The sequence below is a fragment of the Xanthomonas dyei genome (assembly GCF_002939865.1).
GTDB lineage: Bacteria > Pseudomonadota > Gammaproteobacteria > Xanthomonadales > Xanthomonadaceae > Xanthomonas > Xanthomonas dyei.
This window is the reverse complement of sequence record NZ_MDEE01000058.1, coordinates 1-22,873: the sequence shown is the minus strand read 5'-3', so window position 1 is coordinate 22,873 and position 22,873 is coordinate 1. Positions and strand designations below refer to the sequence as shown.

Here is a 22,873-nt window from a genome sequence, read left to right as displayed (position 1 = left end):
TCACGCTGGCTAGAACGCTTGCGCACCCTGCCCGACGCAGTGCGCGAGCAGATGAGCCTGGTACCTTAAAAACGTGGGGATACCTAAGATCCTGGCCCAGGAAGAAGAGCATGCCGACGAATTTGCCGATATGCTGGAAGGCTGGATCGGCGAGTGAGTGTGTTGCGTCGGTGCTGAGTGCGCCGATGCGACTGCGCTGCCGAAGATGCAATACAAACAGGGCGCCAGTGGGCGCCTTGTTTTTTTGGAGGGGTGTGGGTCGCAACCATGCCCCGTGTAGGAGCGCACCTGGGCGCGATGGGGCCTTACCGGTAACGCCCCATCGCGCCCGGGTGCGCTCCTACGGGTACGTCGGTATGCCCGCAACTTCGTCAAAGCATTGTCGCCGGCCATTGCGGTGAGCGGGTGCTGGCTTGCCGGGCCTTGCTGATTACGCCGATGCGGCTGCGGCATCGAAAACGCAATACAAACAGGGCGCCGTTGGGCGCCTTGTTTGGGTTTGTGGTCTGGTGCAGACGGTGGCAGAAACCATGGTCCGCGTAGGAGCCCACCTGGGCGCGATGGGGCCTTACCAGTAAAGCCTCATCGCGCCCAGGTGCGCTCCTACGTGCACGTCGGCGCCCACTCAACGCAAGACGCGGAACCGCACCTGGGTCCAGGCGCCGTCGCTGGCCATGGCGGTGAGCGTGTGCTCTCCCACTTCGGCAAAGTCGCGCTGAAATCCCTGGCGCTCATCGGTCTGTGCAATCCAGCGACCGTCCAGCAGCCAGTCGATGCGCGCTTCGCTGCCCAGCGCACGCAACTGCAGGCGCACCGGGCGTGCGGTGTCGTTTGCGCGGGCCAACGTGGCGCGGTCGCTCAATCCATCGATGCGCAGCACGCCGCCACCGGTCATGCGCCCGTCCGGTAGGCAGTCCGGTGCCAACGGCGGCAGCTGCGCGGCGGTGCGTTCGGCCGCGCTGAGCCAGGGCGACACCAGTGCCGGCCAGCGTGCCAATGCGCGTGGCGTGCGCGCATGTGGCTGGGTGCACTCCTGCGACAGGCGCTGGCCGCTGTGCGCATCCACCTCGAACTGCAGCCGCCCGCTTTGCCACAACCGCGCGTCGCGTTCGGCAAACGTGGGGGGCAGCGCCCCATCCAGTGCGTAGGCCTCGGCACGCCGCGCGCACAGTGGCGGCGGCGTCTGCTCCAGCGCACCGCCGAGCGGCCAGCAGATCTCCCTGGACTGCACCGTGGCCGGCATCGGCAGCGGCGCACTGTCGCCAGCGTTGCGCGGCAATGCATCGATGACTTCGAACATCAGCGGCAATGCGGTCACCGCACCGTACTGGCCCGGCAACGGCGTGCCATCCGGGCGGCCAACCCACACACCTACGGTATAGCGCCGTGTGCCGCCGATGGCCCAGGCATCGCGGTAGCCGTAACTGGTGCCGGTCTTCCAGGCCACCCCCGGGCGTGCGGCGGTGTCGAAGGTGCCGCTGCCGTAGCCGGGGCGCGGATTGCTTTGCAAAATCTCGCGCACGATCCAGGCCGCGCCCGGCGACATCAACCGTCGATCGATCCGTGCATCGTCAGGCGTGTAGCGCACGCGCCCGGCGATACCGCCACGATTGAGCGCCGCGAACGCGCCCACCAATTCCTGCAATTGCGCGCCGGTGCCGCCCAGGATCAACGCCAGCGATGGCGTGCTGCCACGCGGGAAGTGCAGCGCAATGCCGGCATTGGACAGCCGCGCGGCAAAGCGTGCCGGGCCGATGCGATCGAGCAGGTCCACCGCCGGCACATTCAAGGACAAGCGCAATGCGGTGGCCGCACTCACCGGTCCGTTGAACGCGGCATCGAAGTTGCCGGGCCGGTAGTCGCCGAAGCTCTGCGGCGCGTCCACCAGCAGACTTTCCGAATGGATCAAGCCATCGTCAAGCGCCATGCCGTACAGAAACGGTTTGAGCGTGGAGCCGGGCGAGCGCCAGGCCTGCACCATGTCCACATGGCCAAGCCGTTTGCGATCGCCGAAGCTGGCCGAGCCGACATAGGCGCGCGCTTCCATCGTGGCGTTGTCGACCACCAGCAAGGCGGCCGAAGTGCGCTCGGGCAGTTGCGAAAAATACGTGGCCACGCGTTCTTCCAGCGTGCGCTGCAATTCCGCATCCAGCGTGGTGACGATGCGTGCGGTGCGTGGTTGCGCGCTATGCAACCGCTGCGCCAGCAGCGCGGCATGCAAGGGCGGCTTGAGCGCGCGCGTCACCACCGGCTCGATGCGGGCATCGTCGACCTGCGCGCGCGACCACACGCCCAGCTCCACCATGCGATCGAGCACCTTGTCGCGCGCACGCTGCGCCGCTTCCGGGTGACGGTCCGGACGCAGCCGGCTGGGCGATTGCGGCAACACCGCCAGCAACGCCGCTTCGGCCTGCGACAAGGCAGTGGCCGGCTTACCCAAGTACGCCCAACTGGCCGCGTCCACGCCTTCGATGGTGCCGCCGTAGGGCGCGCGCTCCAGATACAGGGTGAGAATCTCGCGCTTGCTCAGATGCGCTTCCAGCTGCAGCGCGCGCAGCAACTGCTTGGCCTTGCCCCATGGCGTGCGCGTATGCGGGTCCAGAATGCGCGCCACCTGCATGGTCAAGGTCGAACCGCCGGAGACGATGCGTCCCTGCCCCAGCCACTGCCCGCCGGCACGCAACAAACCCCATGGATTGACGCCGGGATGCCGCCAGAACCAGCGGTCTTCGTAGTTGAGCAAGGCCTGCAGATACAGCGGCGATACCGTGCCCGGGCTGGCCGGATAGCGCCACACGCCATTGCGATCGGCGAACGCGCGCAATGGCGTGCCATCGCGCGCCACCACCAGGGTGGAGGTGTCGCGCGATTTGGGCAGCGGCAGCGGGAAGGCCAGGTCCAGCACCAGCACCATGGCCAGCACCGCCGCCACGCTCAAGCGTAGCAACCGTCGCCAGTGGTGCCTGCGTGTGTGCGTCACTGCCTTGTGCTCGGCCACACTGTCCTGTGTCGTGGTGCTCATCGTGTCGGTGCGTCGATCATCCATCGCGCAAAGCATGCAGTGGCACGCGAATTTCGGCCACTGTGCCAGGCGCATCGGTGCGTGTGTGCAGGCTCAGACTGCCGCCTTGGGCCTCGATGATCTGCCGCGACAGCACCAGCCCGATGCCGGAACCGCCAGGCTTGGTGGTGAAGAACGGCACAAACAGGTTGTCGCTGGGCGGAAGCCCGGCACCACCGTCGACGATCTCGATGCAGGCGTCGGTGTCGCCGCCGCGTGCGCGTAGCCAGACCTGTGCCTGCCCACCGGCCTCCAGCGCATTGCGCACCAGATTGATCAGCACCTGCTCCAGTTGATCCGCATCGGCCTGCACCTGCAGCGCAGGTGCGATATCGATACACAGGCGTGGGTCGTCGAGCAGATGCTGCACGCGCGCACACAGGGGCTGCAGTGCAACTGGCATCACGCTGGGTGTAGGCAGGCGCGCCAGGCGTGCATATCCGCCAAGGAAGCGCTGCAGTGCGGCGCTGCGCTGCTCGATCACCGCCAGCCCGCCGCGCAGATCGGTGTGCAGCTCCACATCCACCATCGCTGCCGGTGGCGGCACCATGCGCGCCAGGGTGTCGGCAATCGAGCCGATCGGCGCCAGCGAGTTGTTGATCTCATGGCTGAGCACACGCAGCAAGCGCCGGAATGCCTGCGCCTCTTCGTCGCGCAAGGCGCGCTCCATCGGCTGAAGCACCAGCAGATGACCGGCCTGGCTGCGGCTGCGCAAGGCCGCATGCCCTACCTGCCAGCGCCCCTGTTGGCCGGCGAATGTCTGCACGTGGATGCTTCCGGAGGGCACCGCGAACAAGGCCGACAGGCCAAGCGCCTCGGCAGAGCGCCCCAACAGCGTCTCGGCCGCGGCACCCAGCAAACGCTCGCCGGCCGGGTTCACCAGGCGCAGGCGCCAGTCCTGCTCGAAGGCGAACACCGCACCGTCCAGCGCCGCCAGTGTCTTGCTCAACAGTTGCAGGCTTTCGTGCACGTCGCGCTGCTCATCCTGTAGCCGTTGTGCCAGCAAATTAAAGTGCGCAAACAGCATGGCATCGCTGCCGGCAACCGATACGGCGCGTACGCTGTAGTCGCCCTCGCGTAATGCGTCCAGCAATCCGGCCAGCGTGCGCTGGCGGTGACCGTCACGGCGCTGACGCAGGCGCACCATCGCGGCCGTAAGCAGGACCACGCAGGCGAGCAACAGCACGGCCTCGGTGGGCGCCGGCGCTCCCACACACAGCACAACCGCCAGTGCGAGCAGCGCGGGCACGGCCACCCACCACGGTTGCCAGCGCAGGGGTTTACCCGACATCGTCGCCACGCAGCCCGTGCTTGCCGATGCGCCGGTACAGGCTTTGCCGGGTGATGCCCAACTGCTCTGCGGCGCGCTGCAGGTTGCCCTGCTGGTCGGCCAGTGCGGTGCGCAGCAGCAGCGCCTCGGCCTGATCCAGGGTCATGCGTGCTGCGACTGTCGTTGTGTCATGGGGCGCGGTACGCATGCGCAGGTCCTGGGCACCGATGACGTTGCCATCGACCAGCAGCGCAGCGCGCTCCATCGCATGCGCCAGTTCGCGCACGTTGCCCGGCCATGCGTAGCCGAGCAAGGCCTGCTCGGCATCGCGCGCCAGCGTGGGCAAGTTCCGCCGATAACGCGTGCACGCTGCAGCCAGGTAGTGCCTGGCGAGCGGCAGGATGTCGTCGTGGCGTTCGCGTAGGGGCGGCACGCGTAGCTGAAACGTATTGAGGCGATACAACAGATCCTGGCGGAAGCGCCCGGCGGCGACATCGGCCTCCAGATCGGCGTTGGTTGCCGCCACGATGCGCACGTCCACGCGCTGGGTGCGCGAGGCGCCGACCCGTTCGAACTCGCCGTCTTCGATCGCCCGCAACAGCTTGGCCTGTTGTTCCAGCGGCAGGTTGCCGATTTCGTCGAGGAACAACGTGCCGCCATCGGCCAGCTCGAAGCGGCCGCTGCGGTCCTGGCGTGCATCGGTAAACGCGCCACGCACATGGCCGAACATCTCCGACTCGAACACGCTGGCGGCCAGCCCGCCGATATCGACCTTGATCAGGGGCTGCGCATGCCGTGCGGACCACTGATGCAGCAGCTCGGCCACCACACTCTTGCCGGTGCCGTTTTCGCCGAGCAACAGCACGCCGACATCGCTCTTGGCGATGCGCGACAGATCGTCGAGCAGACGGCGCATCACCGGCGACTCGGCGATGAAGCCGCCGGCCGCCTCCTGCAGCCGCAACGCCTGCGCCTCGCTGAGGCGGCGCTCGCTGCGGCGGCTACGGTCCAGCGCGATGCGGCTCTCCAACACGCTCAATACGCGCGCGTTCTGCCAGGGCTTTTCGACAAAATCCACCGCGCCATGCTGCATGGCGTTGACCGCCAGCCCGACGCTCGCCCAGGCCGTCATCGCAATCACCGGCAACCCCGGCCACTGCGCGGCGATCTGCGCGATCAAGCCCAGCCCTTCTTCGCCCGAGGTGGTGTCGCGGCGGTAATTCATGTCCACCAGCACCGCGGCAAAGGTGTCGCCACGCAGGCAACCTAACGCGACCTCCGGCGACTCCGCGCCGACCATGCCGTAGCCGGCGCTCTTGAGCAGTAGCCGCATCGCCTCGCGGACGTCGGGCTGGTCGTCGACCACCAGGATGCGGGCTGCGGGGGTTGAAGGAACCGTCATGTGCAGAGTCTAGCGGCCACGCGCCGGATCGCGGCGCCGTGCGAAGCGCACGCCCGGATCGCGCCTGCAGCGCCCACCAGCGCCCACGCTGCTGCATGCGTGCGCAACTGCATCGTGCATGCGGCTTGCCCGCGGGTCGGTGGAGTGGTGCATGTCTTCATTCCAGTCGCAACGCCTGCATCGGCGACACGCACGCCGCGCGCCAGGCCGGGACCAACGCGGCGAGCAGGCCGGCCAGGCTCAGTGCCAGCAGTACGCCACCAATGGCCAAGGGGTCGGCCACCCGCACATCGAACAAGAACCGTTGCAGCACGCGTGAAAGCGCCATGGCGATGCCCAAACCGATCACCAGGCCAACACTCAGCTGCAGCGCCGCTTCGCGCAGCACCTGGCCCAGCAAGCGCGCGGACGAGGCGCCCATCGCGGCACGCACACCGAACTCATGCCGCCGCGCGGTCACCGCCACCGCCATCACCGCGTACAGGCCGACCACGGCAAGCAGTAACGCCAGCCCGGCAAACAACCCCACCAGCAACAAGTTGAGCTTCTGATCGCTGGTGGTGGTGGCGACCACGGTTTGCATGGACTCCAGCCCGGCGATGGGTTGCTGCGGGGCGACCTCGGCAATGGCGCTGCGCAAGGCTCGCTCGTCCACACGCTGCGCCTGGGCACGCAATTGCACCGCATAGGTCAAGCCGCCGAAGCTGCGCAGGATCTGATACATCGCATCGCTCATCTGCGCCAATGGCTGATAGACCATCGGTGGCGCAGGCTCGGCGGGCCCGGCCTGGCGGACGTCCCCGACCACCCCCACCACACGCATGGGCACGCGCTTACTGTTGCCGTCGTCTTCCAGCACCACCTGCTTGCCAATGGCGTCATTGCCCAGATAGCGCTGCGCAAACGACGCACTGACCAGGCAGACTTTTTCAGCGCCGGCGGTGTCGTTGCTGCCGATCGCGCGGCCGGCAAGCAGCGGGATCTGAAAGACTTCCATAAATCCCGGCGTGACCAGGCGGTATTGCGTATTGAACGACGGCGCCTGCGCGGTCGACACGCTCCAGCTCAGCTGCGTGGTGGTGGGTGGATTGGTGGAGACACCTGCCAGCGCAATCCCCGGCTCGCGCTGCAAGCGTTCGACGATGCGGCGCGCCTGCTCCACCGCGTCCGCCGCCGTGGCATAGCGCTGCTTGACCGGTGCCAGGGTAAAGATAGCTGCGGCCCTGCTCTCAAATCCCATCGGCACCTGTGAGAGTTGCTGCAGCGAGCGTGCAAACAAGGCCGCCCCGACCAACAACACCACGGCAATCGCCACCTGCACCACCACCAACGCACGCGCCAATCGCCCGGCCTGCAGGCTCCATCCGCCGCGCCCCCCGCCGACCAGTTCCAGCACCAGGTTGCGGTTGCGATTGCGCGCGACACCGAGCACGGCCGCGAGCACGGCAGTGCCGACCCCTGCCAGCAGCGCAAACAGCGCACTGCCGCCGGTGAGATGCGCACTGTCGCCGCGCAACCACATCACCGGCACCCAGCTGCCCAACAGGCGCAGGCCGATCCACGCCAGCAGCACACCGCCCAGGCTGCCGATCAGACCGATCAACACACCTTCGGCCAGTGCGGGCAAGCTCAGCCGACCCAGCGATGCACCGAGCGCCGCACGCACGGCGCTGTCGTGACTGCGGCCGAGTACGCGCAACGCCATCAGGCTGACCAGATTCACCGCAGCAATCACCAGCACGCACGCCGCGGCGGCAAAGAACAACCACAGCGTGTTGCCGCTATTGGCGCCATACAGCGCGTTCTTCAGCGGCAACGCGTTGGCCGGATGCCGCTGAAGTTCCTGAAACCAGGTGTCGGTCATGCCGGGATTGGTGCGCAGTGCAGTCTCCAAAGCCACTGCCACCTGCGCAGAGGCCTGCTCCGGACGCACACCCGGCTTCAACCGCCCGACGATGATTTCGTTGGTGGAGAGATTGGTGGTGGCCAGGTCCGGCTGCATGGTCTGGATCAGATCGAACGGCTGGGCCCACGGAAACTGCGCCGGCAACACGCCGACCACTGGGACCGCCCGGCCTTCCACCTGCAACACGCGCCCCACCGCCGCCGGGTCGGCACCAAAGTAGCGCTGCCAGAATGCGTAACTCAGGATCACCGCCGGCGGACCACCGGGCTGATTTTCTGCATCGTCGAAGTTGCGCCCGGCCGCCATGCGGACACCCAGCGTCTGCAAAAAGCCGCGGTCTGCGCTGATCGATTGCACCACGTCGGCGCTATCGCCGCGGGCGATATTGATTGGCAACGGCCAGGCACGCAGCATTCCGGTAGCCGACAGCCCCGGCAAGCGGCGCAGCGGTGCGTAATAGCCCGGCCCGGCCACGTTGCGCCCCTGCTCGGAGGGGCGTCCCAAGGTGACCAATTGCTCGGCCTGCGGAAACGGCAACGGTGCCAGCAACGCCTGGTCCAGCAGCGCGAACACCGCAGTGGTGGTCGCCACGCCCAGCGCCAGGGTCAGGCTGGCCAGCAGCAGGTAGCCGGGCCGGCGCAACAGGCCACGCCACGATTGTCTGGCTTCGCGCCACAGCAGCGCATGCGCCATCACGGCGATGGCTCCGTGACCAACGTCGGCAAGACGCTGTCGTGTGCGTGGCGAATGCGTTCGAAGGTGTCTTCGTCGACGATGCGGCCGTCGAGCATGTGCACGATCCGCGAGGCCCGGCGCGCAAACGCGGGATCGTGCGTGACCATGCACAAGGTGGTGCCGGTGAGATTGAGCTGCTCCAGCAACTGCATCACGGACTCGCCGTTGCGCGTGTCGAGATTGCCGGTGGGCTCGTCGGCGAGCAGGATCGCCGGCTCGCCCACCAGCGCGCGCGCCACTGCCACGCGCTGCTGCTGGCCACCGGACAATTGGCCGGGATAGTGCCGCTGCCGGTGGTGCATGCCGACCAGTTCCAGCACCTCGCGCACCCGCTGGCGCAGCGCGGCAGCACTGACGCCATCGCGATAGGTCAGCGGCAAGGCGACGTTTTCTTCGACGGTGAGATCTGCGATGAGGTTGAAGGCCTGGAAGATGAAACCGATATGGTCGTTGCGCACGCGGGCACGCGCGCGGGCGGTAAGGTCGGCAACATTGCGGCCCTGCAGCAGGTAGTCGCCGTGGCTGGGCACATCCAGCAGGCCCAGGATCGACAGCAGCGTGGATTTACCGCAGCCCGACGGCCCGGTGATCGCAACAAAATCGCCCGGTGCGATATCCAGCGCGATCTCGGCGAGCGCGTGGGTTTCCACCTCATCGGTGTGAAACACCTTGCTCAATCCCTGCAGGCGAATCAGCGGGGCGGTGGGGGTGACTGTGGGCTGCATGGAGCTCTCCTTGAAGGTCTAGCGTAGACGCAACCGTGGAAATGTTGCCCACTGGCTGGTATCGGACAGGATGAGTTGGTCGCCGGGCCGGAGCCCGGCACGTATTTCGATACGGTCGCTGGAGACGGCGCCAAACCGCACCGGCACGCGGATGGCGGCATCGCCCCCGGGCTGCACGACAAACAGGGCCGCCGATGAATCCGGCGCGGCCAGCGCAGGGCGCGCGACGCTGATGACATCGCGCAGCATGCCAAGACGGATAAGGCCATCGACCGACAGATCCGGCCGGGCGCCGGCAGGCAGCGGCTGCACGAAGCGCACGTCCACGCTGACGCTGCCGTTACGCACTGCAGGGTCGATACGGACCACGCTGCCGGCGACCAGGCCGTTGCGGGTATCGACGCTGACCGGTAGATCCAGCAACAGATCCTTGGCCAGCACTTCCGGCACCTGCAGCCGCGCCAGCAACTCATCCGGTCGCGCCACCCGGGCCAGCTTGGCACCTGCGGCCACCTGCTGGCCGGGTTCCACGTCGACCTGCTGCAGGATGCCCGCGATGCCGGCACGCACCTGCAGCGCGGCCAGTTGCTGACGCGCGATCGCCAGGCTGCTGGCCACCTCGTCGCGGCGTGCCTGCGCGGCACGCAACTGGGCGGCCATGTTTTGCCGGAATGCGGCAACGCGCTGCTGTTCGATCTGCGCGCGGCCGCGCTGCTGCGCTTCGGTGATCTGGCTCTCGCGCAATTCGATTGCCGAAATGACACCCGCCGCATGTGCGCGCTCATAGGCCTGCGTCTTGATTTCGGCAATGCGCCAATCGGAGTTGGCACGCGCTTGCAGCGCCTGTTGATCGAGCAGTTGCGAGGCCAATGCGGTGCGTGCAGCGGACACCTCTGCTTCGGCGCCGGCCAACGCCGCCGTGGCCTTTTCCTGGTTGGCCACCAGCTCTGGATTTTGCAAGCGCAGGATCACCGTCTCGGCTTCGACCCGGCTGCCGGCCTGCACCACCACCTGCTCCAACGTGGCCGGCGCGCCAGCGGTGATCCAGCGCGTGTCGCGCGGGACCAACACACCGGTGGCGCGGATCTCGCGCACCATATCGCCGCGCTCGGCGGTGCCGATCCACACGCTGGCACGCTCCACGCGGGGGCTGGCGCGACCAAGGCCCACCGCGGCGATAATGGCGGCCAGCACCACGGCGCCACCAACGAGCACACCCACATGCAGGCGGCGCAGACGAAAACGACTGGGAGACTTGGCGATATCCATGCCAAGGTGAGAGCAGGACGCGTGCCATGTCTTAGCGGCCTGCAACCCCTTGATTTGCAATGTACTCGCCGATTCGACGCGCGCATTGCGATGTACGATTTCGTACATGCGCCATCGATACCGGACAGTGACGCGGCCTGCACCTGCATGCGCGCGGCAGCGTTGTGCGAATCGAGCGGTGCGGATGCCGCTGGTGCGAGGCTCTACGACGTGCGCGCGTCACGTCCAGAACGGGTTGCTGCATCTCGCTTCATCGAACACGACAAGCCGCCGCATCGAAACGCGTGGCGCCGGTGATGCAGGCTCTCGATCGGGCATCGGCCGCAGCGTGATCGGCTTGGAGCGGCTGCCCCACCGCTGCGCTCATCGCCAGGCGGGCGCGGCCGATGCGCGGTGCGGCAGGGACGGCTCGTCCACTCCTGTTCTCAGTGCGCTATCCACGCCCACCTGATGACTGCTCGCTATGGTTGTAAGCCGCGCTCTCAGCGTATCGATGTCATCGCAGTGCGCGCTGGCGCTTGTGTGCCTGACGAGACGCCGCACTTGTCTGCGTGCAGCCTGCGGCCCTTATTGCCGCCACGCCAATCGCAACCGCTCTGCTCAGCCGCAGCAAAGCTGGTCGCACAGCGATCTCCATTACCGCTTTTCAAGCGTCTGCCGATACCGCAACAACGCTTCCGGCGCATCGGTCTGGATGATCGACACACCATCGCGGTACAGACGCCCCCACACTTTGTCCGGGTCGCGCTCGGCATCGGCGTCGCCGCCGTAGCCCGCGATAAACCCTTCCCACAGCGAGTTGACCATCAGACGCACGTTGTGGGCCTTGCTCACTGCCGCCAAGGCCGGCAATTGCGAGGCGGCCATCCTGGGCAGTTCGAAGGCCATCGGGCGCGCATTGCGGGTTTGCGCAGTGGCGATCGCGGCCAGATCGGCCGTGCCGTGTGCGTTGATCAGGATCGGGAAGAAATACACGCGGTCGAACGGCTGCATCGCTGCCAGCGGCGAGGTCGCAATGCCGGCTTCGGCCTTGACGATCACCTGGTGCTGCATGCCGGCACGCGTGACCGCATCGACCACCTGCACGTAGATCGCATCCTTGACGTCCAGATTGAGCAGGATGTGGCCCTTGGCGGCGGCGAGCATCTGCTCCAGCGTGACTACGCGCTGGTCGGTCAGCGCCGCCTGCGCGCCGCCTTCGTCGCTGCGCAACCGCAGCTTTTGCAACTCGGCCAGCGTGAGCTCGGACAGCTTGCCGGTGCCATCGGTGGTGCGGTCCACGGTGGCGTCGTGCAACATCACCAGCGTACCGTCGGCGGCGCGGCGCACGTCGGTTTCCATCACATCGGCACCGATGGCGATGCACCGCTGCAGCGCCGCCAGCGAGTTCTCCGGTGCGGTGTCGGTGAAGCCATGCTGCGGCGCGGCCGCGTGGCAACCGCGATGGGCCACCACCACGATGCCGCCTTGCGGGTTGGTCAAGCGCGCCTGGATCGCCGCGACACCGGTGGGCGCTGCATTCACAGGGCTGGCGAGGATCGCGCACAGCATGGCGGCGACAGTGGCAACAGAACGTAGTGTCATTGAACAACTCTCAAGTGGGTGACTGATCGCCCGACGGCGTCTGCGCCAGGCGAAGCACATGCAAGCTGGATACGGTACGCACCGCTCGCACGTCCGATCCAGCGCGCCATGGGCATCCGGCCCATGGCGACTTTATTTCAAGCGCTACGCTCAGAACGTCGGCGTAAAGCGCAGACCAAACCAGTAGGTAGTGGGCACCGAATAACTGTCCTTGAGCAGGTTCTGCCCTGGGCCCGTCACGCTGGTGATGCGGCTGTGGGTGATGTTGCTGACCTGGCCGATCAAGCTGAGTTGTTTGCTGATGGCATAGGTGGCGGTGAAATCCAGCTGCGAGCGCGGCGACCAGTACAGATCCTGCCAATCGATATTGCTGACGATGGACCGCAAGGCCTTGCCCTGCCGGTTGTAGGTCGCACGCAGCTCCAACCCGCCGGTGTTGTAGAACAGCGTGGCGTTGGCGGTGTAGTCCGGTTGGCCAACCAGGTTGTCGAGCTTGCGTTCGCGCTGAGTGACATTGCTGCCGCTGCCGACGCTGTACGGCACGTCCAGGCTGCCATCGAGCACGGCGAGGTTTGCGCTGAAGCCCACACCGCTGAGCCACGGCGCGATCGGCGCCAAGGTGTTGACGATGCCGTTGAATTCCACACCGCGAATGCGCGCCTTGGCGGCATTGGCCGGCGTGCTGATCAAGGCATTGGCATAGGTGGTGCCGTCGAAGCTGAAGCTGTCGGTGCGCGAGAGCGTGAAGATCTCGTCCTGGATACGCTTGTCGAACACGGCAGCGGAGGCGAACGCATCGAAATCGCCGGGCAGGCGCCATTCCAGCGACAGATCCAGGTTATTGGACACGCGCGGTTTGATGTCCGGGTTGCCGATGGTGACGGTGACGCCCTGCGCATTCGGGTTGCCGGCGTCGGTGGTGTTGACGAAGCCGATCGAGGTGCGCGCCGCGTACGCATCGTATGGCGGGCGGCCGAGCGTGCGGCTGGCGCCAGCGCGCAGGTCCAGCGCATCGGTCAGATGGTAGGTCATGATGGCCGACGGCAGCAGATAGTCGTAATCGGCACTGGTCGGATTGTCGACGTAGACGTAGCGATTGGTCGCGGTATCCAGCTGACGCTGGCGGCCCACCGTGTCCAGCTTGGTGCTATCGAAATGCACACCGGCCTGCACGTTGAGCCGATCGCTGCGATAGCTCACCAGCCCATAGCTGCCGAAGGTCTTTTCGGTATGGGTGAAGTTGTCCTGGTTGCTGAAGGCCTGCTGGTCGGTGCTGTTGAATGCGCTCAGCGGTGTTGCTGCCAGTACGCGGTTGGCCTTGTCCGGATCGATGGTGATCAGGTTCAAGCCGGCGTAACGCATCGGCGCCCTGCCGGTGCCGGCCACGTCGGCCAGGCCGAAGGCCGGCGCGCTGGTGTTGGGCTGATATTCGACACGATAGATGTCGTAGGACGGCTTGTCGGTGGTGTACGACACGCCCGCCGCAAAGCCAATGCCCTGATCGCTTTCGCCCTGATTGAAGCCGTAATCGAGCCGTCCGGTGAGAATACGGTCGGCCGCAGTGCGTTTGTAGTCCGGCCGCCAGTACGACAGGCTGTAGTTATCCAGGTTGTTATACGCCTGCGGCGACACACCGAAGCGCTGATCGAACCCGGAGGTGTCGTAGTTGAACGCGTAATTGGGCGTGGCATTGAGGGTCACGCCACTGCCGGTCTGGCCCACCGGCACCGCTGCGGCGCGGGTAATGCCGGTGGCGTATTTGATCATGCGGATCGGCTCGTCGTAGGTCGCATCCGACCACGCCCCGCGCGCGGAAAACTGCTGCCGATCGGTCGGCCGCCAGATCGTACCCAGCTGCGCGACCTTGGTGCGCGTGGTGACGATCTGGTTGGAATATCCCACTTCGATATCGCCACCGGGATACCTGCCGGAGGTGGCGGTCTGGTTGAACACCTGATTGCGGTTGCGCGGGTCGATGATGACCTCGTTGCGCTCCATGTTGTCCTTGAAATAGTAGTAGCCGGCCATGGCATACGCTTCGAGCGCCGCACTGGGCCGCACTTCGAACTTGCCGGTGACGCCATAGCGGTCGCGCTGATTCTGCACGTACCAGTACTTGTCCTGCTGCGGCACCGCCCAGCCATTACCGAGATTGGCGCCGGTCTGCAGCACGCCGTTGTTGTCGTAGAACCCGTAATGCACCGTGTCGGTGGTCATATGGGTTTCGGTGTAGCTGCTCAGCGTCTGGTAGTTGGCCGACAGGGTGAAGCCGTATTGCTGCTCGCTACCGAAGGTGCGGCTGCCGGTGGCATTCAAGCGATAGCCCGGGTCGTCCTGGTCGCGCGGCTTGCCGACATCGTTGGCGTGGCCCAGCGCCGCTTCGGCACTGAAGAACGGCTTGCCGCCGTTTTCGAATGCACTGCGCGTCTTGAGATTGATCGCACCGCCGGTGGCGTTGGGGTCCAGATCCGGCGTAAACGTCTTGACCACCTGCAACTCGCTGACCATCGAGGCCGGCAACAGATCCAACCGCACGCCGCGGGTGATCGAGCCGAGCGTGCCGTTGGGGGTGCCTGGCGAGGCGATGGTCAAGCCATCGATGGTGACGTTGTTGTACGACGGACCCAGGCCGCGCAACACCGGCGTGGCCGCCTCGTCGCGCGGGTGCTCGTTGTCGGTCGCCGGCAATACGGATAAACCCGGCACGCGACGCAGCGCTTCGACGATGGTGCTGTCCGGCAGTGCGCGCACGTCGGTGGCACTGATGACATCGGTGATGTTGGTCGCTGCGCGCTTGCTCTCCACCGCCGCCGCATTGGCACGCCGCACGCCGGTGACCTGCATGGCATCGAGGGTTTGCACGCCGGTGTTGGTGGCCGCGCGCGGTGCGTCGGTGTTGGCTATTTCACTTGAAGACGCGACGGAGTTGGCACCCACCGCGTCGCCCGGTGCCGCGATAGCACCTGCGGGATTTGCAGGTAACGCAGACGACGATGGAACAGTGCGCTGCGCGCTAGCAGAAGCCGCGTTGGTCTGCGCCTGCAACGCTGGGGAACATGCCGCGATGGCGACGGCCAGAACGGATAAGTGAAAACGGTACGAATCGGAGCGCTGCATGGAATCTCGAGATCGCGCAGCAAGGGCGCCACGCCGGTGAGAAAGCAGGCCACCTTAGCCAGTAGAAATGACCCTTGCGTGTCGCTTGCATCGCACCCAAAAGACAATGCGAAGCGATGTCGCGACATGCGAAGAGGGCAGCCGACGCTTGGCAAAGATCTGCCGCGTCAAGTTTCAAAAACGCCATCCCTTCCGTCAGGAGAGCGAACGTGTATGCCAGCAGCGATCGACGCCGGGACTGAACATCCAACAGCAGCCATCAAAAAGGGCTGTATTGCCCGCCAGGCGGGCGTGGCCGGTGCTCGGTGCGGCATCGCCCACGCGTACGCTGCGGTTCTTCAGCGCCGTCCGCACCCACCTGGCGACTGCTCGCTCCGTTGTGTGAGCCGCTCTCAATCCTGTTCCGAGGGATTGAGTGAGCGACTTGGTCGATGGAGCCAAGCGCAGCCTCAAGGTCGGCCCGCTGGTCTTCAATGACGGATCGCAACACGGCGAGAGCGGCATCAGGCTCACTTGGAAAGTCGCGCCGCATTTCTGCGGCGCATTTCCGCCTCGTTTCAGGACGGACGTCGGATGGCTAGCCGGCGAACGACTGCCGGTGGTCGCGGACGAAGTCGTCGAAGGTGCGCGGCGGCGTCCCGGTGAGCCGCTCGATCTCGAACGTGGGGTCGATGTCGTGATGGCCTGCCACCACGTCCGCGAATTGCACAGTCAGCCCCTTGGCCATCCATGACGAGTTGCCCGTCGCACGCATCAGCACACGGAACACCGGCGTCGGCAGATCCAGATAACGCACCTTGCGCCCGGTGCCCTTCGACAGACGCGCCGCGGCCGTCTTCATATCGAAGGTCTCCGGGCCGGTGAGGAAATAGGTCGCCCCTGCATGCGTCTGCTGGGTCAGCACCGCAGCGGCCACGCACGCGATGTCGCGTGTATCGATCCAGGACACGCTCCCACTGCCGGCCGCCAACGGGAACACGCCTTTGGCGATCGGATCCTTGAACCACAGGAAATTCTGCATGTAAGCAGTGGGCTTGAGGATCGTCCAACCGATACCTGACCCACGCAGGTGGTGATCGATCAAGGCATGGGATTTCGCCCACGGCACCGGTGACCGCACGTTGCAATCGGATGCCGACACTTTCACGATCCGACCGATCCCGGCACGCTTGGCCGCATCGATGGCAGCGATTTCCTGGTCGACCTGCCGGGGCGTGGGCGGCGTGATGAGAAACATCGTGTCGCAGCCCTGCATCGCGCCGGACAGCGTTTCGGGCGTATCGAAGTCGCCCAGCACGGCGTGCATGCCCTGCTTGTGCAGATTGTCCACCTGCGCCTGCGTGCGGCACATCGCGCGGAACGCCGCACCTGCGTCATGCAAGCGCCTGCACAGTTCGCCGCCGATACCGCCTGTCGCTCCTGATACGAGAATCATGATTGCATTACTCCTGCGGTCTGACGATGGAAGTGGGAGCGCCGGACGCATCGTCCAGCCACGCGGAGATGACGGCGCTCATGTCCTCGAGCGTGCGGATGGCCTCGCGGATGCGATCGATGCCGATGCGCTCGGCGATCGCCTGGTCGAGTGGGGCTACGGCGTTCTCGGCGCCGTTCACTGCCTCGATGCCGGCCTGGGTGAGGGCAACGAGCTTGGCGCGGCGGTGATGGGGATTCGGCTGGAATTCGACCATCCCGTGCGCGGCAAGCACATCGACGATGCGCTGCACCGCCTGCCGGGTAAGGCCCATGTTGCGGGCGATCGAGGCCGCAGGAAGCGGCGCGGGCGCATACCGTAACGCCGCCAATACCTGCCACCACGCACTGGTGAGCCCAAGATGGGCAACCAATTCGTTGCCAGCACCGATCAATCGGCCGTTGGTCGCAAATACCGCCAGCGCCAGCTCACGTACCGGCACCTCCATCGCCTGCATACGACAACCCCTTTTCAAGTTGACAACATGCTGTCAACTTGGAGGTGAGCGATGCGTGATCGGGTGGTTGCAAGCCGCCAGCTGGGTATCACGCGATGGCCTCGGCATTGGCCGACACTCAACACCGGGTGCACTTATTAACGAGGTCGATCTGCCCGTTTCCTGGAGAGATACCAGGACAGCCTTTTGCGGGGTGCCGGGTTGCCGGGTTGCCCGCGTCAGTCATCGTGTCTGCGGAATGGTTTGCGCGACCTTCTACCCGCCCCAACCCTCCCGAGCGAGCTGCGTGACGGCTGCTCGCGCACAGCTGCATCGCGTGCATCGGTCACGGTGAGGTCGGGAGTCCACGGTTCCGCTTTCGGGCATCTTCCCCGCACATGAGAAGGCAGGCCATCGACCGTTGCAGCCACGCCGTCCTGTCGCCTGCGGAAGAGATCGGGGTCAGGGCATGGGCATAAATCACGGGGCAATGCAGGACGCCAGGCATCGCAGCCGCCCGCATCGATTGCCTCATCCGCTCCCGCGGAGCGTGCCGCCTACCCATCACCATGCTACGTGGCAGCACGAGCAGCGCCCCGGTCATCGCCCTTTCCCCGGAGGGAGAAGGGCTAATGTTTCTCAGCGCGAAAGGCCAATGCCCTCCTACGGCTGCACCACCGTGATCGTCGCCGGGGTGGTGCGGCCCACACCGCGCAGCTCGGGGCGATACATGTCTTCCACCAGCGACGGCGGCACGGTGTAGGTGCCCGGCGTCACCGCGCGCACCAGGTAATACACCTGCGCCTTGCTGCCCGACGACAGCGCCAGCGCGGCCACATAGCGGTCGTCGCGGAACTCTTCATGCTTGACGTCGGCGGCGCTGGAGCGCTCGCTGACGCCGATACCGTCCACCACCACATCGGCCCATTGCTTGGCATCGCCGAGATTGAAATTCTCGATTTCCAGGCCGGCCGGCAACAGATCGGTGAGCAACGCATCGGGCATCGATTCGTTGGCGGTGATGGTGACGCGCACGATCAGCGCCTCGCCTTCCTTCAGTGCACGCGGCGTCCACGGCTTGCCGTCGGTGGTGTACCAGCTGCGCTCCACGCTGAGGTGGCGCGTGTCTGCTTCCGGTGCAGTGCGCGGGATGCCGGCCACTTCCAGACTGGCATACATCGGCGCTTCGCCTTGCGGCGCGAACTGCACGCCGCGGGCCAGCGCCGCACTGTCGAAGCTGCGTCCGAACACGCGGGCCGGTGCGATCTGCTGCACCTCATCGCCGACGGTCAAACTGCCCGAGACCTGCTTGCCCTGCCCCACCATCAACGCCTTGCCCAGCCGCGCCAGCGCAATCTGCTCCTGCGTGCTCAGCCACAACACTCCGCCGGCGCGGCGTGCATCCAGTGCCTGCCCCAGGGCCACCACACGGGTGTCGTACTCGGGCTTGGACAAACCGCGTTCGTGCAGCAACGCCATCATCAAGGCATCGTCGCGCACCACACTGCCGTAATCGCTCAGATAGCGCGGACGCTCGGCGCTGTCCTTGGCAAACCCGGCCTTGATCGCCGCGTCGCCGCGCTTGGTGTCGCCCTGCAGCGACAACGCCGCGCCCAGATGCACCAGCGACAGGCCGGTCAACGCCTTGTCGCGCTGGTTGTCGTACAACGCACGCAGCGTGCCCAGCGGGGCACGGTTGACGCGTGCCAACACGTAACCCGACCACGCCTGGTTGGCGAACTTCAGGTTGTCGCGACGGTCCTGCCCATAGAACTCGTTGCCGCCGGAGAGCAGATCTTCGCTAAGGCGATTGAGTGCCTTCTGCAGCACGTTATCGGGCACCGCAAAGCCGGCGTCCTTGGCGTCGAGCAGGAACTCGGCGATATAGGGGGTCAGGCCCGGATTGACGTAGCCATCGTCGCCCCACATCGAAAAATGCCCGCTGGCGATCTGCATCGACGCCAGGCGGCCGAACGCGCCTTCCATGCGCTCGCGGCGCGTGGCCGCATCCAGCCCCTTGGTGCCCAGCGCCTTGGCGGTGGCCTCGTCGAGCAACAGCGCCGCATACCCCTTGCTGGTGGTCTGCTCGGCGCAGCCGTACGGGTAATCCAGCGCGCCCTGCATGGCGCTGGCGAACGGAATCGGCGGCAGCGGGCTGACCAGCATGCGCGCAGTCACCGAGCCGGCCATCAGGCCGTCGGCAAAACTGCTGTCCAGCGTCACCGGCCCCAGCGGATCGAGCACGCGGGTCTGCGTGCGCAACACCTGCGGCCACCCGGCACGCACCGGCAGCTCGTAGTTGCGGTCGGCCTTGAAGCCATTGCCGTCCACACGCACGCGCACCTTGGCCACGCTATAACCTTCGGTGGCCGTCAGCGGGAAGCTCAGCGTCTGCTTGGCATCCACGCCCAGCTTGATGCTGCGCGCCGCCTCGGCAATGGCCAGCGGGCCGATGCCGTCCACGCGCACGTTGAACTCGCCCGGCTTGCCGGTGAAGTTCTGCACGTCCAGCGTCACCGTGCTGCGGTCGCCCGGCGCCATCACGCGCGGCATGCTGGCTTCGGCCAGGATCGGCGCACGCACGATGGTTTCCATATCGCGGTTGCCGTAGCGCGTGTCCGAATACACCAGCGCCGACACCCGTAAGGTGCCATTGAAATCCGGCACCGGCAGTTGCACGCGCGCATTACCCTTGGCATCGAGCGTCACCGACCCGGAGAACAGGTCCACGGTCTGCACGCGGGCGGTCGGGCGTTTGGCCTGCGGCAGCGCTTCCAGCGCCATGTCGCCGCCGAACTTGAGCTTGCCGCTGGCGCCTTCGAAGCTTTCGATCACGCGGCCATAAATGTCATAGGCATCGGTACCCAGGCGCCGTTGCGCGAAGAACTGCGCGTTGGCATCGGGCACCGGGAAACGGGTGATGTTGAGGATGCCCACGTCCACCGCCGAAATGGTGACATGCGCCGCCTTGCCCGCCAGCTCCGGCACGCTCACCGTCACCGGCAACGATTGTTCGGGACGCATCTGCTTGGGCGCCAACAATCCCACCGCCACGCGCCGCGCCTTGCGATCCATCGGCACATGCGCCACGCCCACCGCACGCGCGGGGGTGATCTTGCTGGGCGCGGTACCACCACGGAATACCAGCGCGGTGACGTAGACGTCGTGGCGCTCCCAGGCTTCTGTGACCGGAATTTCGAACGTGCTGCCCGGCTTGACGTCGATATCCTGCACGTACAGCAGCTTGTCGCTTTCCACCAGCAGCACACCCTTGCCGGCGTGCGGCGGGGTCAGCGTGACCTTGAGCGTGTCGCCGGCGCGGTAGCCGGTCTTGTCCAGCGCCAGCTTGACCTTGTCCGGGCGCGCATCCAGGCCGCGGTTTTCGTCGTTCCAGCTCCAACCGGCACGGAACGGGTAACGCGTGGTCAGCCCGGTGGCCGGGTCGAACACGTCCAGGCGGTACTCGCCCCACTCCACCGGGAAATCGAGCTTGGCATTGGCGCTGCCTACATCGAGCGTGCGGGTATCCTTGTTCTCGAAGCGGCGGGTGAAGTCGTAGTCCCAATGGTCGTCGGTGTAGTTCCAGTGGTAGTCGCGCAGCTCGCGCACCAGGGTGGCCTTCAGGCCCTTGGCCGGCTGCGGTTTGCCGTCGGCATCCACGCGGGTGAGTTCGAAGCGCGCGCTGCCGTTGGCATCGGCGCCGTCTTCGTCGTCGAACAACGGGCGCACGCCGACCAGCGCCTTGGCCGGCCACAGCACGCGCTTGACGGTGCGGGTCACCGTGCGTCCGCCGGTTTCGTAGACGCTGCCGGAGACCACTGCGGCGATCGTGCTGATCGGCTTGGCTTCGGACGGCAGCGCGATGTCTTCGCGCAGGATGCCGTCGCTGCCGAACTCGGTATCGATCACGTCCTTGGCTTCGCGCGGCAGCTCCAGGGTGGGGTCGCCGAAGAACCAACCCGGCAACGACTCCAGCGGATGCTGCTCGACGCTGACCGCAAGCTTGGCGGTGAAGCGGTTGCCATCGGCCGGTGCACCGTACAGATACGCGGCATTGGCGACCAGCTTGAACGGCTGGCCGGCACTCAAGGTCTTTTGCGCGGTATCCAGGTCCAGCTTCATGCGCTCGGGCAGAAACTCTTCCACGCGCACGGTCATGCCCTGCACGGCATCCTTGCTGGCCGGGTCGGTGCGGAACTCCACCTGCCAGCGACCAGTCGCGGCATCGGCAGGAATCTGCTGGGTGAATTCGAAGTAGCCCTGTTCGCCGGGCTGCAGTTTGGTTTCGCGGAAGGTCTTGCCGTCCGGCTGCTTGAGCCGCAGGAAGACCGGTTGCCCGCCCTTGGAAGGCGCGTTCGTGGGCTTGCCATCGTTGTCGCGCAGGATCGCCGACACGCGCATGGTTTCGCCGGGGCGATACAGATCGCGGCCGGCCCAGGCGAACACGTCGAACCAGGCACTCTGGCGCCCAGCCACTGCGAATTCGCTCAGATCCAGCGCCGGTTGGTTGAATGGCAGCAACGAGACATCGGTCTTGCTGCGCGCCACCAGCACGTGGCCGGCATCGAGCGTGTAGTTGAGCAGCGCATTGCCGTTGCCGTCGGTGGCGCCCTTGAGGAACAGCTCGCCCTTGGCATCGAGGATGCGCACTTCCACATTCTTGATCGGCTCGCCGCTCTGCAATGAGGCGGTGTGCACGAACAACTTGTCCTTGTAAGCGCGCGTGTGCAGGCCGATGTCGCTGACGGTGAAGAACGCGGTCTCTTGTTCGTTCTCGAAGCTACCGGCGCGCTTCATCACCGCAAAGTACAGGCCAGGCTCCTGCAGCTCCTTGATGTCCTGCGTCGGCAGGTAGGTCAGCACGCGCTCGTTCTGCTTGCCGCCCAGGATGAAACGGTTGACGTACACCGGGTCGGCCAGCTTGGACAGCGGTTGTTTGTCGTTGTACTCGCTCTCAAGCTCCCAGCTGCCACGACGGCCGCCGCGCTGGAACTGCTGGAAGAACGCCGGCAGCGACTTCTCGCGCACGCGCAGAAATTCCACGTCCACTTCCGGCACGTTGACCGACACCACCGGCAGGCCGCGGCTTTCGCGTGCCGGCAACACGCTGCCCTGCGAAGCGAACCCGACCACCGGCTTGAGTTCGCCGGTGTAGACCTTCTGCTTGAGCGGCTTGCCCAGGCGGCTGCCATCGGCGGCCAGCAGATTGGCGTCGATCAGTACCGTGTAGTCCTTGGCGGCTTCCACGTACGGGTAGCGCAACGTCTTGCCGTCATCGGACAGCGACCAGCTGCTGTCGCCGGTACCGACCTTTTCTTCGAAGCGCACCAGCGCATCGAAATCCTGCGTACCCACCAGCGGACGCGAGAATTCCAGCGCCAACGACAGTCCATCGCCGGTCTGGTCGGGATAGGCACGCGCGAGCGCAAACCCGGTAATCGCCTGCTTGTCGGCCTTGATCGCCTCGCCGCTGGCGGTGGGCAGCTGCCCGCTTTCGTTGCGTTTGCACGCCACCCCGCCGATCGCCACGGTCAGCAGCACCACCCATAGCAACCAGCGCCGCGTGCCAAACCACTTCATCCCTGATTGCTGCCTGTCCATTCGCGCTACCCCATGACTGAGGCGGCCAGTATAGCGATGTGCTTCACGCCGCCGATGTCGGATGTGTGGCCGGTCGTGGACTTGCCGATGGGCGGTGATCGTGCGCGGCTGTGTGCATGCCGCGATGGCACCGGCGCGCCGGAGCTGAGGTGAGCCCAGTGGTTTGACTCTGGTCTATTGCAAGGCCGCTGAGCTGCGCCGTGGCTGCAGGGCCCTTGCCCGCCCACCCTCGCGGGACACGCCGCAAGTACGTCCATGTAGCAACTGTGTTGGTCAGGACCTCAATCCGCGAC

11 protein-coding genes, 2 other RNA genes and 1 pseudogene are annotated in these 22,873 nt (G+C 66.0%); 3 read left to right on the top strand and 11 right to left on the bottom strand.

Annotated features, from left to right (window positions below):
* Positions 1-79 precede the first annotated feature (79 nt).
* Positions 80-157 (top strand): annotated as a pseudogene (locus tag XdyCFBP7245_RS21810) (bacterioferritin); the annotation flags it as partial.
* Between the two features lie 468 nt (positions 158-625).
* Here the strand turns inward: XdyCFBP7245_RS21810 and pbpC are convergent.
* From pbpC to XdyCFBP7245_RS21780, 6 genes are all read right to left on the bottom strand, one after another.
* Complete coding sequence (gene pbpC, locus XdyCFBP7245_RS21805) at positions 626-3,022, bottom strand: penicillin-binding protein 1C (protein WP_386261844.1); 2,397 nt, start codon at positions 3,020-3,022, stop codon at positions 626-628.
* A 16-nt stretch (positions 3,023-3,038) separates the two neighbouring features.
* Positions 3,039-3,542 (bottom strand): sensor histidine kinase, encoded by a 504-nt coding sequence (locus XdyCFBP7245_RS24630; RefSeq protein WP_244907887.1) that lies wholly within the window; start codon positions 3,540-3,542, stop codon positions 3,039-3,041.
* 799 nt (positions 3,543-4,341) lie between these two features.
* Positions 4,342-5,733 carry a sigma-54-dependent transcriptional regulator gene (locus XdyCFBP7245_RS21795; protein WP_104617470.1) on the bottom strand — a complete coding sequence of 464 codons (1,392 nt, stop codon included), beginning with the start codon at positions 5,731-5,733 and terminating at the stop codon, positions 4,342-4,344.
* 157 nt (positions 5,734-5,890) lie between these two features.
* On the bottom strand, positions 5,891-8,332 hold the full coding sequence (locus tag XdyCFBP7245_RS21790) for an ADOP family duplicated permease (RefSeq protein WP_104617469.1): 2,442 nt from the start codon (positions 8,330-8,332) through the stop codon (positions 5,891-5,893).
* Complete coding sequence (locus tag XdyCFBP7245_RS21785) at positions 8,332-9,099, bottom strand: ABC transporter ATP-binding protein (RefSeq protein ID WP_104617468.1); 768 nt, start codon at positions 9,097-9,099, stop codon at positions 8,332-8,334. Before XdyCFBP7245_RS21785 ends, XdyCFBP7245_RS21790 begins: the two co-directional genes overlap by 1 nt.
* Positions 9,100-9,117: 18 nt before the next feature.
* A complete protein-coding gene (locus tag XdyCFBP7245_RS21780; protein WP_104617467.1) occupies positions 9,118-10,368 on the bottom strand; it encodes an efflux RND transporter periplasmic adaptor subunit in 1,251 nt (416 codons plus the stop codon).
* Between the two features lie 400 nt (positions 10,369-10,768).
* On the opposite strand from XdyCFBP7245_RS21780, the gene XdyCFBP7245_RS21775 reads away from it, so the two are divergent.
* A non-coding RNA gene (locus XdyCFBP7245_RS21775) (sX9 sRNA) lies at positions 10,769-10,844 on the top strand.
* A gap of 160 nt (positions 10,845-11,004) precedes the next feature.
* On the opposite strand, the gene XdyCFBP7245_RS21770 is transcribed toward XdyCFBP7245_RS21775, so the two are convergent.
* Both XdyCFBP7245_RS21770 and XdyCFBP7245_RS21765 read right to left on the bottom strand, forming a co-directional pair.
* A complete protein-coding gene (locus tag XdyCFBP7245_RS21770; RefSeq protein WP_170068750.1) occupies positions 11,005-11,952 on the bottom strand; it encodes a glycerophosphodiester phosphodiesterase family protein in 948 nt (315 codons plus the stop codon).
* 150 nt (positions 11,953-12,102) lie between these two features.
* Positions 12,103-15,069, bottom strand: coding sequence for a TonB-dependent receptor (locus tag XdyCFBP7245_RS21765; protein ID WP_104617466.1), 2,967 nt, complete (start codon positions 15,067-15,069; stop codon positions 12,103-12,105).
* 313 nt (positions 15,070-15,382) lie between these two features.
* Here XdyCFBP7245_RS21765 and XdyCFBP7245_RS21760 point away from each other — a divergent pair.
* Positions 15,383-15,457, top strand: a non-coding RNA gene (locus XdyCFBP7245_RS21760) — sX9 sRNA.
* Positions 15,458-15,646: 189 nt separating this feature from the next.
* On the opposite strand, the gene XdyCFBP7245_RS21755 is transcribed toward XdyCFBP7245_RS21760, so the two are convergent.
* The 3 genes from XdyCFBP7245_RS21755 to XdyCFBP7245_RS21745 all read right to left on the bottom strand — a co-directional run bounded on the left by XdyCFBP7245_RS21755 (position 15,647) and on the right by XdyCFBP7245_RS21745 (position 22,580).
* Positions 15,647-16,504, bottom strand: a complete 858-nt coding sequence (locus XdyCFBP7245_RS21755; RefSeq protein ID WP_104617465.1) for an SDR family oxidoreductase — start codon at positions 16,502-16,504, stop codon at positions 15,647-15,649.
* A gap of 7 nt (positions 16,505-16,511) precedes the next feature.
* Positions 16,512-17,000 carry a MarR family winged helix-turn-helix transcriptional regulator gene (locus XdyCFBP7245_RS21750; protein WP_104617464.1) on the bottom strand — a complete coding sequence of 163 codons (489 nt, stop codon included), beginning with the start codon at positions 16,998-17,000 and terminating at the stop codon, positions 16,512-16,514.
* Between the two features lie 642 nt (positions 17,001-17,642).
* The gene (locus XdyCFBP7245_RS21745) at positions 17,643-22,580 is read right to left on the bottom strand and encodes an alpha-2-macroglobulin family protein (protein ID WP_104617463.1); all 4,938 of its coding nucleotides are present in this window, start codon (positions 22,578-22,580) and stop codon (positions 17,643-17,645) included.
* Between the last annotated feature and the right edge of the window lie 293 nt (positions 22,581-22,873).